Genomic DNA, 14,571 nt, shown 5'->3' with positions numbered 1-14,571 from the left:
CCTATTCACCCGTTGCTGTATCTAGCATTCCCAAAGAAACGCAAACTGTATAGCTCTTTAATAGCGGGTTGCTACTTTTTCTTTAGGAAAACCATTTATCAGCAAAAAGTAAAACTAACTAACCAATTTGAGTATTCCTATCTACTTTGCCCCAAAGAATAATTCTTAGTAGAAAATTTTATAATCTGCTCAAAAAAGACAGTTCACAGTTCCCAACTTGAGATAACCTAACCGAGCGGCATGAAGCAGGTCACTAGATTGTGACTTACTGACCCGATGATTGCCCGCCGTTATACTGGAGCGACAGCAATGACTTACGAAAAGATTAGCCCTCCAACTACGGGTTCTACAATTACATTCAAAAATGGAGAGCCTGTAGTTCCAGATGACCCGATCATTCCGTTTATTCGGGGAGATGGAACGGGAATTGACTTATGGCCCGCTTCTCAGAGAGTTTTTGATGCGGCTGTGGCAACTGCTTACGGAGGAAAGCGTAAAATTTCCTGGTTCAAGGTTTATACCGGGGATGAAGCCTGCGAAGTCTATGGAACCTATCAATATTTGCCTGAAGATACGCTGACCGCGATTAAAACTTACGGTGTGGCAATTAAAGGTCCATTGACTACCCCGATTGGTGGAGGAATTCGATCGCTCAATGTCGCACTTCGCCAAATTTTTGATTTGTATACTTGCATTCGCCCCTGTCGTTATTATGAAGGCACTCCTTCGCCTCACAAAACGCCTGAAAAGCTAGACGTGATTATCTATCGGGAGAATACTGAGGATATTTATCTAGGAATTGAGTGGAAGCAGGGAACAGAAATGTGCGATCGCCTGATCAAAATTCTCAACGAGGATCTGATTCCTGGCACTCCCGAACATGGTAAAAAACGAATCCCTCTCGATGCCGGTATTGGCATCAAACCCATTAGCAAAATGGGATCTCAGCGATTGGTGCGCCGCGCCATGCAACATGCGTTGAGATTGCCCAAAAATAAGCAAATGGTGACCCTGGTGCATAAGGGAAACATCATGAAATACACCGAAGGGGCATTTCGCGACTGGGGGTATGAGCTAGCAATCAGTGAGTTTCGGGCAGAGTGCGTTACGGAGCGTGAGTCTTGGATTTTAGGCAATCAGGGAAAAAATCCAGAGCTTTCTCTTGAAGAAAATGCTCGGATGATTGACCCTGGCTTTGATGGGTTGACTGTGGAAAAACGAGAGGTTGTTTGCCAGGAAGTGAAGCAAGTGCTGGATGACATTGGGGAAAGCCACGGTCAAGGTCAGTGGAAAGAAAAAGTAATGGTGAACGATCGCATTGCCGATAGTATCTTTCAGCAAATTCAAACCCGTCCGGATGAATACTCCATTTTGGCAACCATGAACCTAAACGGCGATTATCTCTCGGATGCTGCAGCGGCGATCGTTGGGGGTCTAGGTATGGGACCGGGAGCTAATATTGGCGATTCCTGCGCTATTTTTGAAGCCACTCACGGCACCGCACCGAAACACGCTGGGTTAGATCGAGTCAATCCAGGTTCTTTAATCCTGTCGGGCGTAATGATGCTGGAATATATGGGCTGGCAAGAAGCCGCAGACCTGATCAAAAAAGGTTTGGGCGAAGCAATCTCTAACCGTGAGGTAACTTACGATTTAGCCCGATTGATGGAACCGCCAGTGGAACCGCCCTTGAAGTGTTCTGAGTTTGCTGAGGCGATTATCCAGCGCTTTTAGCGATCGCTCCCCGCAACTTTCTAAAAAAGAGCCAGATCTGGTAAAAGATCTGGCTTTTATAGGATTAAAAATTGCTGTTATTAACACCCTGATTTGGCTAATCTATTCATACTTGGCTTCTGAAACTTAGCTTACTGCTGCTTTCCGACGACGAGCGCGCTTTAGCCCTCCGATCGCAGCAATCCCCAAGGCTGCTCCTGCCATTGTGGTTGGCTCTGGTGCGGCTTCAGAGGAACCGGAAAATGCGATGGCATCATTGCCGCATTCGAGGAATAGATTTGCCATAAAAGACCCACCGGGCAATGCGCCTCTATCGAAGCTGAAGCCAAAAATGTTGTCATTGGCAGCCCCGCCGCCAAAGCTTAGCCCCATTGAGGATAGGTTTTGAGCGCTCAACAGATTGACATCACCCACTTTGTTGCCAGAATCAATCACGTTTTGAATGCTGCTGGTTGCACCATAGTAGCTGTTAGCCGCCGCACGAGTTGCGATCGCGGTTCCTTGAGTATTTTGTTTGTTGAATGCACCGCCTGAAGCAGTGTAGTAATGGTCTAGATTTTTGTAACCGTCATTTTGCACAGCAACACTGGTGGTTTTTACTCCAGAATAAACGCCCAGCCCTACCTTAGAATCATTGGAGCCTGCAAAGCGAACGCCAAACAGTTGACCGGATGCGGATGCATCATTGAAGTTCTTGCCAGAAAAATTAAAGAATAGGTCACCCCAGCCAATAGTGCCGCCTAATGCACCGTTATGTTTAACACCCGTTAAAGGAGTTCCACCTGTCAATGCAACAAAGAGCTTGTCACCTTGGACACTCATTGCCATGCCCTTGATGTCATATTGACTGCCGCCGGAACCGTCCCCGATTGCATCATATTGATAGTTCCAACCGCTGTTTAGGGATTGAGCATTGGCGCGATCGCTGGAGGTCGCAATCATCCCTAACGCAGCTACGCTACCCACAACAGTTGCAACGGTCACTTTCAACATTGTATTCATAGAATTTACCAGCTTTGTAAGAATCAGGTGAGAGATAGTTGCTTAGTAAAAAATGTTCACTGTGAACTGCATTTATCTTTCCCAAGCATACTGGCTGAACTAACAAAAATGAGTGAAAATCCTGCTAAGAAGGCATCTGAATATACAAAAAACTCGTGAGGCTTTACTGGAAATCACTCCTTAATTATACGGAGTTGTACGTACGTAAATGTCATTTATCCTAAGTTTTGAGGTCAGTGAAAGTAGGGAAAAGGGCGATCGCTAACCTTGCATCAACGCTAATAGTGATCCTATTAATGCCCCTAGCAACAGAACCACCACACTCAGAAAACTAATACCAAATCCAGGTCCACGCTTCTTGGCTTCCTGATAATATCCCCAAGCATACAAAATGCGACCAATCACCCATACGCCTCCAACTCCAGCACCCCAATAGGGACTGACATAGATTGAAAACAGCCATAGAGCAGGCAAAAACAAAATCATTTGTTCCAAAGTATTTTGCTGTACCCGCAGCACCCGTTCAAAACCAGGATCACCTGTGATTGCGGGTGGCATGACTTTATATTTCATTCGTGCCCGACCCACATTTAAGGTGACAACTGAATACAGCACTAGTGCCAAGCTCGTAATCAAACTAGGAAAAGCATAGATAGATAGGGGTGAACCAGGCATAAATAACGTTGTGTGATGGAGTTTCTAAATAGTAGGGTAAATGAGGTGGCTTTGAATGGTATGGCAACGGATGAATAGATTAGGACACAAAGATCCTTGAGCAGTAAGGAATAACGGACGGTTGTTGTCTCGACCTTTCCTGATACTGCTATATGTATAAGGCTATGAAGCTATTTTGCCGCGATCGCGATTTTAATTTTCCCCTGTCCTTTTGTTACAAAAACTTGAGTCATGCCTGTTGCTTCGCTACCCTAAGTTTCTGAATCACTGCCCCATTAGCGCGATCGCTTGAGAAGGTAAAATGCCTAAGTTTCAAACAATGCAGATATGGCAGCAGGCAGAACTGCTGATGCAACCTGCATTTATTCGGTTGATTGCCAACTTAGAAAAACAGCTTGAAAGCTCTAGTTGGAGAGGTGATTATCAAGATGTGCCAGTTTGGGCAGAGGGCACTAGTGAGGATGTGAAGGCAAAGGTGATGCAGCTTCAAGGTCAGCTAGAAGGTGCAACAGAGGAACAAACTGAAGCAATCGAACAGCAGCTATCTCAGCTTCCGGCACCGTTCCCAGGATATTGGCTTTATCTTTCCCGTGGCGATCAGCAAGTTACAGTTGACCTTTGGGATTTGTGTTATCAAATTTGCTTTCAAAATTACGACTCACTCCATGGCACCTCTCATGCTGCCGATGAGCCAATTGGAGAAAGCGTTGCGATCGACACCACTCTTTTTGATGAAACAGGCGAGGTCGATTGGCACCGTTTAGATGATAAAACTGATCAGACTATCAAACAATTTTTTTGCAGCATTACCTACTTAGCATGATTTTCATTTGTAGGGGTAGCGCCTTGTGCCTATCCTTGCTGGAATAAGGGCAACCACAAGGGATTGCCCCTACGATTTTCATATTTAGATTTAGCAACGCCACTTAACGCTACATTGAAGCCGTTAGCTTGATCAAAATGCTGAGACACAGCATCACTAATGCATCGATCGCAAATTCGCGAGGTTTGTAACGTCTTGCCATAGTAAGAACTGCTTAACGGGTTGCTCTCTATACTACAGCCGTTTTCTAATTGCCTCTTTCCTCTTGCTTCTTACCCCTCACCTTTCACCTCTCCTGCTTTCACCGTAAAAATTTGTGAAGAATTCAGCCATTGAGCATCAAAAGCGCCGAGGTGAGTGGTGGTGATTAACGTTTGAAAACGATCTTGAATCGCATCCAGCAATTGATTTTGGCGGTTTAAGTCTAGCTCTGCCAACACATCATCCAGCAGTAATAAGGGCGGCTCGCCGATTACGTCTTCAATCAACTTGAGTTCAGCCAGCTTTAATGCCAAAACCAAGGTGCGCTGTTGTCCTTGAGAGCCATATTGTCGGGCGGAGGCTTGGTTAATGCTGAAATTCACTTCATCTCGATGCGGTCCAACCAACGTTGTATGTTGATAGTGTTCGGCGATCGCCCGCTCCTGAATTTTGGCTAAAAACGCCTGCTGTACAGTAGTTGGATCATCACTTTGCAACTCCACGTTAGGCACATAGCTAATGATTAATTCCTCAGTACTGCCGCTAATTTCGCGATGCCAATAGGTTGCTAACGGTGCAATTCGCTGAACCACTCGCGATCGTCGCCGAATGACCCGCGTTCCGGCAATGGCGAGTTGGGCATCCCAGAGAGCAAGTTCGGCAGCAGGCGGCGAATGGTCTGGTGGGGCTACCTGAGTGCTAACGCCTGTTGCTTGACGTAATAGGGCGTTTCGCTGTCGCAAAATGTGGGTGTACTGCTGCAAAATGGACGCATAAACTGGCTCTAGCTGAATTAGCAATGAGTCTATCCAATTGCGGCGCTGGTCGGGTCCACCTCGGACTAAATCAAGGTCTAAGCTAGAAAATTGGACAATATTTAGCGTCCCTAAAAAATCTAACTGGCGGCGGAGCGATTGACCATTTAAGGACACGGTACGGCGACTAGCCTGTCTAAAGGTAATGGCGAGATCAACCGATCCTAGATCCCGCTCTAATTGAGCAGAAATCTGACCGATCGCGGCAGCATCTCGAATCAAATCGCGATCGCGAACAGTCCGATGAGATCGCAGAGTTGATAATAACTCCACTGCTTCAAGCAGATTAGACTTACCTTGAGCATTATTGCCTACCAGAATCGTTTTAGGAGCCGAAAACTCCACTAGCTGGTCTAAATAATTGCGAAACTGACGTAAATGGAGCGATCGGAGATACATGACACCTAGAGTAACGGCAACGATCTAGAATCTGGTCAAAGCCTATCACCCCGTGTTAAGGATTTGCCTCAATCTTGCGATCGGTCGATTCTGCCCGTTATTTCTTTCGGAGTGCAACCCAGCGGTAAACCAATTTTTCCATTTCAATCCAAACAAACATCAACAAACTAAATCCAATGCACACTCCTAGCTCATTCAGGCTGAGAAAGTGGGTCCCAAAAAAACTGCGGAGCGCTGGCACGTAAATCAACATCAACTGCAAAATGCTGGTTAACACCACCGATGCCAACACGTAGGGATTGGAGAATGGGTTCATTTCAATTGTCAAGCGAGTGCTAGAACGAATTGCCATCGCATGACCCATTTGAGCTAGGCAAAGCGTAGTGAACACCATTGTTTTCCAGCGATCGGGGTTGGGAGTGCCCTGCGTATAGTTGTAAGCACCTACCATCAGCACAATTGACAAAATGGCAAGAATTAAACCAATTCGCAGCATATAAGCCCCTAATCCACGAGCAAAAATGCTCTCCTGCGGATCATAAGGAGGACGTTTCATTACATTGGGATCAGCCGGTTCCACTGCAAGCGCTAAAGCAGGCAAGCCATCCGTGACTAAGTTCATCCACAAAATTTGGAGTGGAGACAGTGGCACACCTCCTAGACCAATCAGCGGTGCTGCTGCGATCGTCAGGAGTTCACCAATGTTGCTCCCCAAAATGTATTTAATAAAGCGGCGAATGTTGTTGTAGACCACTCGACCTTCTTCAGTTGCCGCCACAATCGTGGCAAAGTTATCGTCTAGCAACACCATATCGCTGGCATCCTTGCTAACATCGGTGCCCGTAATGCCCATGGCAATGCCAATATCTGCCTGTTTTAAGGCAGGAGCATCATTCACCCCATCCCCAGTCATGGCAACAATGTGGTGTTTGCGCTGCAACGATCGCACAATTCGCAGCTTATGCTCTGGTGCAACTCGCGCATAAACACTCACCTGCTCGACAATCTGATCAATTTCAGGATCAGACATGGCTTGCAAATCGCGTCCGGTTAAAACCCGCGTCGGTTGGTCAGTAGTTTCTTGGTCATTAACCTGCACAATGCCTAAGTCTTCTGCTACCGCTTTTGCCGTTAACTGATGGTCACCTGTAATCATCACGGTGCGAATTCCAGCAGAACGACAACGAGCCACAGCCGCTCGAACTTCAGGACGGGGCGCATCTAGCATTCCTACCAGACCCAGCCAAACGAGTTCTTGTTCTACAGAATCTTCATTTTGCGTGTTTGGAACCGCTGTCAACGGTTTGCACGAGAACCCCAAAACACGTAGCCCCCGTTGTGCCATCTGGTTGTTGCGCTCTAGGATTCTACTGCGTTGATCAGCCGTTAGCGGTTGAGCTTCATCTCCTACCTGAATTTTGGTGCAGCGTTCTAGGATTAGCTCTGCCGATCCTTTGGTGAACATCATGTAGTGAGATGAATTGGTGGTAGCTACTTGCTCTGTGTTCAGTACTTCAACAATCACGCTCATGCGCTTGCGTTCTGATGAAAAAGGAATTTCAGCATTTCGCGGCAGTTTATCTATTAGTAGATCTTTTTGGAAGCCAGCTTTACCTGCAACCGATAGCAACGCTCCTTCAGTAGGATCTCCTAAAATTACCCAGTGTCCCGCTTCTTTTTGCAAAACCGCATCGTTACAAACTGTGCAAGCTGTGAGCAAATTAAGCAGTTCAGGTTCGTCTTCTGGGGTAACTGGAAGAGCAGAGTCTAGCTTTTCGGTGACTGTGTAGAAGTTGCCCAAGGGATCGTAACCTTCGCCGCTAACTCTTAGAGAGGTTGTGCAAGTATCCAAGAGTTTTACAACCATTTTGTTTTGGGTGAGCGTACCCGTTTTGTCGGAGCAAATGGTGGTGACGGAACCAAGGGTTTCTACGGCGGGTAGTTTACGAATTAGGGCATTGCGCCGTACCATGCGTTGGGTGCCTAGGGCAAGAGTGACGGTGATAACGGCGGGTAACCCTTCGGGCACGATCGCCACTGCCATACTTAGGGATACTTCCAATAGCTCTTGCCATGCGTCCCACCCTAGATACAAGATGCCGCCGAAAACAACGATCGCGACTAACACCAATGCCCCTGTTACCAAGACTTTGCTGAGTTGATCCATCCGCTGCTGCAAGGGCGTGGGTTCTGATTCAACGGATTGCAGCAGGGTGGCGATGCGTCCAAGCTCGGTTTTCATGCCCGTGTTGGTGACGATCGCGCTGGCTCTTCCCTGCACCACATCGGTTCCCTGGAAAATCAAATTGGTGCGATCACCTAAAGAAGTATCTTCTGGTAGCTCCACATCTACCGCTTTGGTTACTGCAAGAGCTTCCCCAGTCAGCGCTGCCTCACGGACTTGCAGATTGGCTTCCTCAATCAATCGAGCATCAGCAGCCACTTGCACCCCGGCTTCCAGCATCATCAGATCTCCTGGCACCAAGTCCTTAGAGTCTATCTCTGTAGGTTTGCCATCGCGAATGACTCGCACCCGTGAAGAAGTCATCCGCTTGAGGGCTGCCAAATCTTTTTCGGCTTTAATCTCTTGGAAATAGCCCAACATCCCATTCAGGACTACAATCGCCAGAATCGCGATCGTGTCTTTAAAGGGAATTTCGTCCGGTTTGAGATTGCCAGCTTGCAAACTCATAAAATCCAACACGCCTGACACGACTGCCACGGCAATCAGCAAGATCAGCATGATGTTGGTGAACTGATCTAGCAGAATTTGCCATGGGCTACGTCCAGCAACTTCTTCAAGCTCATTGACTCCATACCGCTCACGGCTTTGTGCAACTTGGGAGGTAGTTAACCCAACCTGGCGATCGCTTTGAAAAGACTCTAGAGTTTTATCTACACTCGCTGAATGCCAAGGTACAGCGGGATTGGAAGAGGGATGGATTGTCATAGGAAAGTAAGAGCAAGGTGTTACAGAGCAATCAGCAGTTGAGTAGCGTGTTAGGATTTTACCTGACAGCACTATTATATAGTGCGAACTTTGCAAAAGTTAAGCCGCTATAGGGCTAAGGTTTGCCCAGTATTCCGTTATTTGACTTGCCCTTCATTAACTTTATGGGTGACCATTTTTTTGCTATTGAACACTTAGTCGGTCGGCAAGCAGAGCTAAATCAGGTCAGCCAAGTTTTGGCGACAGATGGCGACTTATTAATCGCTGGAGTGCCTGGAAGTGGTCGCCGTACCCTAGTTCGGTATGCCGCTGAGCAGGTGGATGCTCGGATTATCGAAATTGACTGTTTAAGAGCCACCGATAGCGATCGCTTTTTACATCTGTTTGCCGAAGGGTTGCTACAAGCGTTTGAGTCGGTGGCAGAGCGATCGCTGATTCAACAGTGGAGTGCCCAGCAACCGATTCGCTTAGAACAGACTGCTTATGGCACGCAGCTAGTTTGGCAAGAAGTTGATGAATGGTTGTTATTGGAAACCCTGCTAGGATTGCCCCAAACTTTAGCAGAATGGCTAATCTGCCGCGTTGTAATTGTGTTTCAAAACTTTCCTCACATTCGATCTTGGGATCGATCGCAGCAGTGGGAAAACTATCTTCGTCAAGAAATTCAACGGCAACCGCAGGTCAGCTACGCCTTTATTGCCACTGTTCCCGAAAGTTGGATGCACCAGAGCGAATTGCAAGTCGTGCTATTAGGTCCATTGAAATCGGAAGATCTTCAGCCTTGGCTAGAGAAAACCATGGCAACTCAAGGACTCACCTTTGAACCTGAAGCGCTGACGTTGTTTCTGTCCTATGTACAGGGCAATTTTGGCGATGCGATCGCCCTGATGCGCCGTCTTTGGCAAAATCACCCGTTTACAAAAATTGCTGAGGTGAATCACTTTTCAGCCGCTCTTCCCTGCAATTCTTCTCACGCTTCATTCCCAGCTTCTTCCTTGCCGCATTTGATCCAACCAGAGCAAGTTCACACCAGCACCCTCGCACTAGTGGAAGACTTGGCACGAACCTTTGAGGCTTTATTAATGCTGCTGCCATCTAGCCAAGTACGACTGCTCGAAAGTCTGGCGCTTGACCCAACCGATAGCCCCCATTCGCGAGAATATATTCAAAAGCATCATTTATCTCGCGGCGGCGGATTACAAGGCGCGATCGCTAGCCTCCAACAAAAAGGCTTAGTCTATGGGGCTGAGTATGGTTACCGTATCACTATGCCCCTCTTGGCGTTCTGGCTAAAACATAGATTGGCGTAGAGTTTGGGTTTCAGGTTTCGAGTTTTGGATATTTTGCACTCTTAATAAAGCTGAGCAAAATCTCTCGATGGGGTTTTCCCAAAGGGCGCACTTGGTTGATTTTGGCAGAGTAGCGATCGCCCCGTTCAATATCTTCCGGCGTGAGCCAATCCAAATCCATCCCCTCTCCTAAAACCAGTTCATTCAATGCTTTATCTAGTTGTGCATGGTAGACATAGCGAGTGACGTAGGTATCTTGATGACAATCAAACAAAGTTAGTCTCGGCGGACAATAGCTGAGTTCTTCTATTAACTCGCGCTGTACACCTGTTTCGGAATCCTCCCCCGGCTCTAGATGTCCGCCAAAAAAGCCCCAGTGTCCGGGATAAAAAATAGCCGGGTTGTCATCCCGTAACTGCATCAAAAACTTGCCCTCTTGATGCAGAATCGCAAGAGCCACTTTAGGAAGAGACTCAGAAATAAGCTCAGTCTTAATGTCAGAAGTCATCAAAAACCACCTCTCCAGTTATCCACAAATTTAGCTAAAACCCATCCATAGGTTAAGCCAAATAACTTAATAGTTCGTTAAAATCTAGCCTAATAGAAATTAGGCATCATCGAATCAGTTCTGATCGCAGGCTCGATCATTCGGAATATTTTGACAGGGGGCGGCGCGATCGGGTCTGTTGCGGTGGGTCATCTGTATGCGCTGCATAGCTATCTACGCTTCAAACGCCTGATTCAGACAGCAGCACAATTGTGCCTATTTAGCCCCACTTGACGATAATCAAGTTGCTCATAGGTAAAAGCGTGAGCGATGTTCATGCCTTTTCTGTAAGGAAAAAGTGGAAATTACCCGCTATCAATTGACTGAGGGGTATGATACATCTTGCAATCTTCATAATTTTCTGGTACCAGAAGCGATTCCCTTACTAAGAATTTACTGAGATTCACGGATAGACGCAGTAGCCTAGAGATAAATGATTAAGCGTCTGAGTCATTGCTTACAGGGTGCCTATCTAAGGTAAGTAAAGCGGTCTAAATGGTTAGCCACTTGACTTGCTAGGTTAAAGAATTTGCTGTATTTGATTTTGCCAGACTTCTTGTGGAGATTTGCCCCATCGGCGAACCTCCGCAAGAATTTGTGCAGTTTGAATAGGATCACTCAGTATTCATCGTTGGAACACAGGAGCGTCAGTTGGCAATGCAAGCGACATTTCTCGTTAAAGAGGCATGGGAACTTTTAGAAAAATCAATGGTGTATTTCCGGGGGCGACCTGTTGGCACGGTGGCGGCTCGTGATCCTTATGTGGAAGCGCTGAACTATGACCAATGTTTTATGCGGGATTTTGTGCCCTGTGCGCTGCTGTTTTTGACGAAGGGCAGAAGTGAGATTGTCCGCAATTTTTTGATTGAAACGCTGGCGCTGCAAAGTAGCGATAAGCAAATGGATAGTTTCAATGCGGGTCAGGGATTGATGCCTGCCAGCTTTAAGGTGGAACTGTGGGATGAGGAGCAATATCTAACGGCGGATTTTGGCGAACATGCGATCGGGCGGGTGACTCCAGTAGACTCTTGCTTGTGGTGGCTGATTTTGCTGAGGGCTTATGTGAAGGCAACGGGGGATATTGCTCTGGCGCATCAACCGGAGTTTCAACAAAGTATCATGCTGATTCTCAAGCTGTGTCTTGCCGATCGCTTTGATATGTATCCAACGATGCTGGTGCCCGATGGGGCGTTTATGATCGATCGCCGCATGGGAGTCTTTGGGCATCCGCTTGAAATTCAGGCGTTGTTTTATGGGGCGCTGTGTTCTGCACGAGAACTATTAACCGGGCGGCGGGGCGAGTTTTATAAGCAAATTGTTAACCAGCGATTGAGTGTGTTGAATTTGCACATTCGCCAGTATTACTGGATCGATTTAAAGCGGCTGAATGAAATCTATCATTTTCGGGGTGAGGAGTTTGGCGAGACTGCCATCAACAAGTTCAACATTTATCCCGAATCGATTCCCTACTGGCTAACCGAATGGATTCCTGAAACGGGCGGCTACTTAGCCGGAAATTTAGGTCCCGCGCAAATGGATTTTCGATTTTTCACGCTGGGAAATTTGATGGCAATTATTTCATCCTTATCGAGCGATCGCGAATCTCAGTCCATCATGGATTTAATCGAGCAGCGCTGGCAGGATGTGGTGGGCTATATGCCGATGAAAATCTGCTTCCCTGCCGTGGAAGATCTGGAATGGAAAATTTTGACAGGCTGCGACCCTAAAAATGTGCCTTGGTCTTATCACAACGGGGGTAATTGGCCCGTGCTGCTGTGGTCATTTGCAGCGGCAGCGGTAAAAACAGGCAGAACTGAGTTAGCGTGGCGGGCGCTAGAAATTGCCGAACGCCGCCTCAGCGAAGATGAATGGGCAGAATATTATGACGGCAGAAATGGTCGCTTGGTTGGGAAAGCCTCACGCAAGTTTCAAACCTGGAGTATTGCTGGATACTTGCTTGCTCGTGAGTTTCTGGAGCATCCCGAACATCTGGCGTTAATTAGCTTTACAGACGATTCAGAAATGCTGGAATGGATGTGTTATGCCCGTGAAGGCTATGACAGTCCAAAATGTTAATTCTTAGAAACTACGGGGTGAGGACAGATTCTAGTTTTCGTCCTATTAAAAAATAGGTTGTAATTTGTCCTTTGCCTTTTATTTTGATGATCCCTCTGCGCTGAAAGTTGTACTGATGCTTTAAGCACTCAAAGGTAGTTTCAGCGACCTGAATTTCACCGGGAACCCCATGGGATTCCATACGACTGGCAACATTCACGGCATCTCCCCAGAGGTCGTAGATGAATTTTTTGGTGCCGATGACTCCGGCTACAACGGCTCCGGTATTAATGCCAATGCGTAAATTGCAGTTTTGTTGATGACGGAAATTAAATCGGGCAATTTCTGCTCTCATGGCGATCGCCATTTCGGCGATCCCTTCGGCATGGTCAGGACGCGGTTGGGGTAATCCCCCCACAACCATGTAAGCATCACCAATTGTTTTAATTTTTTCTAAGCCATATTGCTCAGTCAGGCGATCGAAGGCTGAAAAGATTTCGTTCAATAAGGCAACCAATTCCGCTGGTGAAATGCGTTCAGACAGTTGAGTAAATTCCACCAGATCTGCAAACAAGATCGTGACCGAAGAGAAACCATCCGCAATGCTGTTATCTCCTTCCTTCAGCCGTTGGGCGATCGGGGAAGGCAAGATGTTCAATAGTAACCGTTCTGATTTCTCCTGCTCTTGCGTCAGGTTCTGGTTCATCTGCTGAAGTTGGGCAGTGCGTTCCATCACTCGGAGTTCTAAATCTTTAGAGGTTTGGCGTAAACGACCAATGACAACAGCGATTCCCAACAGCCCCAACACAGCCAATCCCAACAGCATTGCAAACGTGCTGTTTAAGCCTCTATTGGTTTGAGCCATAAACGCATCCAGCGGTTGAACGACTTCCAATACTCCCCGCACATCTCCAACTCGCCAATCCCGTTTGGGACTATCGGGCTGAGTGTTGTGGCAGGCGACACAACTAGGTCTCATAATGTCAGCTTGGGCATACCGTAATGCCATTTGCCCCTGAAACTCTTCCATCCGAACGTAGGGCTGTTCGGGATTTGCCCGTAGGCGCATCAAGGCGGTTCGCTCAAACTCATCCCGTGTGCCTCCCTCGGCTTGGCGTTGGCGAAACGGATAGTCGCTGTAAAGCCGAACTGTCATGCCTGAGTTCTTTTCGCTGATGTAGTGAGCCAGTTCGATCAGGTAGGTTACGGGCAGGGGAATTGCACCCGTTTTTGACGTGTAATCGCTGGTTACGGTGATGCCCGGAACCATTTTGGCGCGATCGACCGCTTCTGAACTGTAGAACGTGCGGGCATCCTGCATTGCTTTAGCGTATTGACTGGCGCTCTGCAACGCCTGTGAGTAGACCCAATTGTTTGAAAGTTGCGACATATTCCACCAAGCACCTGCAACTCCCGCTATAAAAAGCACCGCAAGGACAATAACTGTTCGTCTGTGCAGCAGTTGAAGCATTCTGGTGAAGAATCCATTAATAGACGAGCTAGCAATTTTCACTTTTTCTGGTTGGTAGCAACGGAATAAAGCCAATTGCGCGCCCGGACTTTGGATGAGTTTGTCGGGCAAGATGCGATCGCCGGACGAGGGCGGTTGTTACAACGGGCAATTCAGACAGACTGAACTAGAAAAAGTACAATCTTGCTTGATGCAATAGATCTGCAATTAAACGCTATCCGAGAACAGCGCGATCGCTTCTTTGGGGGACAAATTCACTCCTTCATAGGGTATTCACTGTCAGTTTGACCGCTACTATAGGGATCATTCGCACTCCAAACCGCCGCAAGCACCGCAAACCCAAACGCTGAGCATAATCGTTTGGTCAACAAAGCCATCGTCGAAACCCCATTCATAGAAGATGAGTTGCTTTTCATCGAAAATATCCTGCTAAATAACTAAAGTCCGTTGAGTGAATTACTTAGGTAGATACATCTAAAATCTGTAAATTTCCAGTAAGAGAGTACTGTCTCGAAAAATGTGGGTCGATAGAATGCTTAAATACTGCGACTACTTACTTACAGACAGTTAGCCTATTGCTCTTTTCAGTATTTCGCCCTAGTGAATCCAC

At 47.1% G+C, this 14,571-nt stretch carries 10 protein-coding genes; 4 read left to right on the top strand and 6 right to left on the bottom strand.

Annotated elements, in window-relative coordinates; translation table 11 throughout:
• The first annotated feature begins 309 nt into the window (after positions 1-309).
• Positions 310-1,734, top strand: coding sequence for an NADP-dependent isocitrate dehydrogenase (locus AB3R30_RS00965; protein ID WP_458647262.1), 1,425 nt, complete (start codon positions 310-312; stop codon positions 1,732-1,734).
• A 126-nt stretch (positions 1,735-1,860) separates the two neighbouring features.
• On the opposite strand, the gene AB3R30_RS00960 is transcribed toward AB3R30_RS00965, so the two are convergent.
• The gene (locus AB3R30_RS00960) at positions 1,861-2,736 is read right to left on the bottom strand and encodes an XDD3 family exosortase-dependent surface protein (protein ID WP_458647261.1); all 876 of its coding nucleotides are present in this window, start codon (positions 2,734-2,736) and stop codon (positions 1,861-1,863) included.
• Between the two features lie 261 nt (positions 2,737-2,997).
• Positions 2,998-3,411 (bottom strand): MAPEG family protein, encoded by a 414-nt coding sequence (locus tag AB3R30_RS00955; protein WP_458647260.1) that lies wholly within the window; start codon positions 3,409-3,411, stop codon positions 2,998-3,000.
• Between the two features lie 301 nt (positions 3,412-3,712).
• Here AB3R30_RS00955 and AB3R30_RS00950 point away from each other — a divergent pair, with 301 nt between their 5' ends.
• Positions 3,713-4,234 carry a hypothetical protein gene (locus tag AB3R30_RS00950; protein ID WP_458647259.1) on the top strand — a complete coding sequence of 174 codons (522 nt, stop codon included), beginning with the start codon at positions 3,713-3,715 and terminating at the stop codon, positions 4,232-4,234.
• Positions 4,235-4,506: 272 nt separating this feature from the next.
• On the opposite strand, the gene recF is transcribed toward AB3R30_RS00950, so the two are convergent.
• Both recF and AB3R30_RS00940 read right to left on the bottom strand, forming a co-directional pair.
• A complete protein-coding gene (recF, locus tag AB3R30_RS00945; protein ID WP_458647258.1) occupies positions 4,507-5,649 on the bottom strand; it encodes a DNA replication/repair protein RecF in 1,143 nt (380 codons plus the stop codon).
• A 97-nt stretch (positions 5,650-5,746) separates the two neighbouring features.
• Positions 5,747-8,599, bottom strand: a complete 2,853-nt coding sequence (locus AB3R30_RS00940; protein ID WP_458647257.1) for a cation-translocating P-type ATPase — start codon at positions 8,597-8,599, stop codon at positions 5,747-5,749.
• 164 nt (positions 8,600-8,763) lie between these two features.
• Between AB3R30_RS00940 and AB3R30_RS00935 the strand changes: the two genes are divergently transcribed.
• Positions 8,764-9,909 (top strand): ATP-binding protein, encoded by a 1,146-nt coding sequence (locus AB3R30_RS00935; RefSeq protein WP_458647256.1) that lies wholly within the window; start codon positions 8,764-8,766, stop codon positions 9,907-9,909.
• A 10-nt stretch (positions 9,910-9,919) separates the two neighbouring features.
• On the opposite strand, the gene AB3R30_RS00930 is transcribed toward AB3R30_RS00935, so the two are convergent.
• Positions 9,920-10,396: an NUDIX hydrolase gene (locus AB3R30_RS00930; protein WP_458647255.1), complete on the bottom strand. Its 477-nt coding sequence runs from the start codon at positions 10,394-10,396 to the stop codon at positions 9,920-9,922.
• Between the two features lie 696 nt (positions 10,397-11,092).
• Here AB3R30_RS00930 and AB3R30_RS00925 point away from each other — a divergent pair.
• The gene (locus AB3R30_RS00925) at positions 11,093-12,511 is read left to right on the top strand and encodes a glycoside hydrolase 100 family protein (protein ID WP_458647254.1); all 1,419 of its coding nucleotides are present in this window, start codon (positions 11,093-11,095) and stop codon (positions 12,509-12,511) included.
• Between the two features lie 10 nt (positions 12,512-12,521).
• On the opposite strand, the gene AB3R30_RS00920 is transcribed toward AB3R30_RS00925, so the two are convergent.
• A complete protein-coding gene (locus AB3R30_RS00920) occupies positions 12,522-13,880 on the bottom strand; it encodes an adenylate/guanylate cyclase domain-containing protein (protein ID WP_458647253.1) in 1,359 nt (452 codons plus the stop codon).
• Positions 13,881-14,571 lie beyond the last annotated feature (691 nt).

This window comes from Sivoneniella epilithica UHCC 1019, from assembly GCF_040830845.1.
Lineage (GTDB): Bacteria > Cyanobacteriota > Cyanobacteriia > Leptolyngbyales > Leptolyngbyaceae > ULC077BIN1.
Note: the sequence above shows the minus strand (reverse complement) of the source record. Positions and strands in the feature narration are given on the sequence as shown.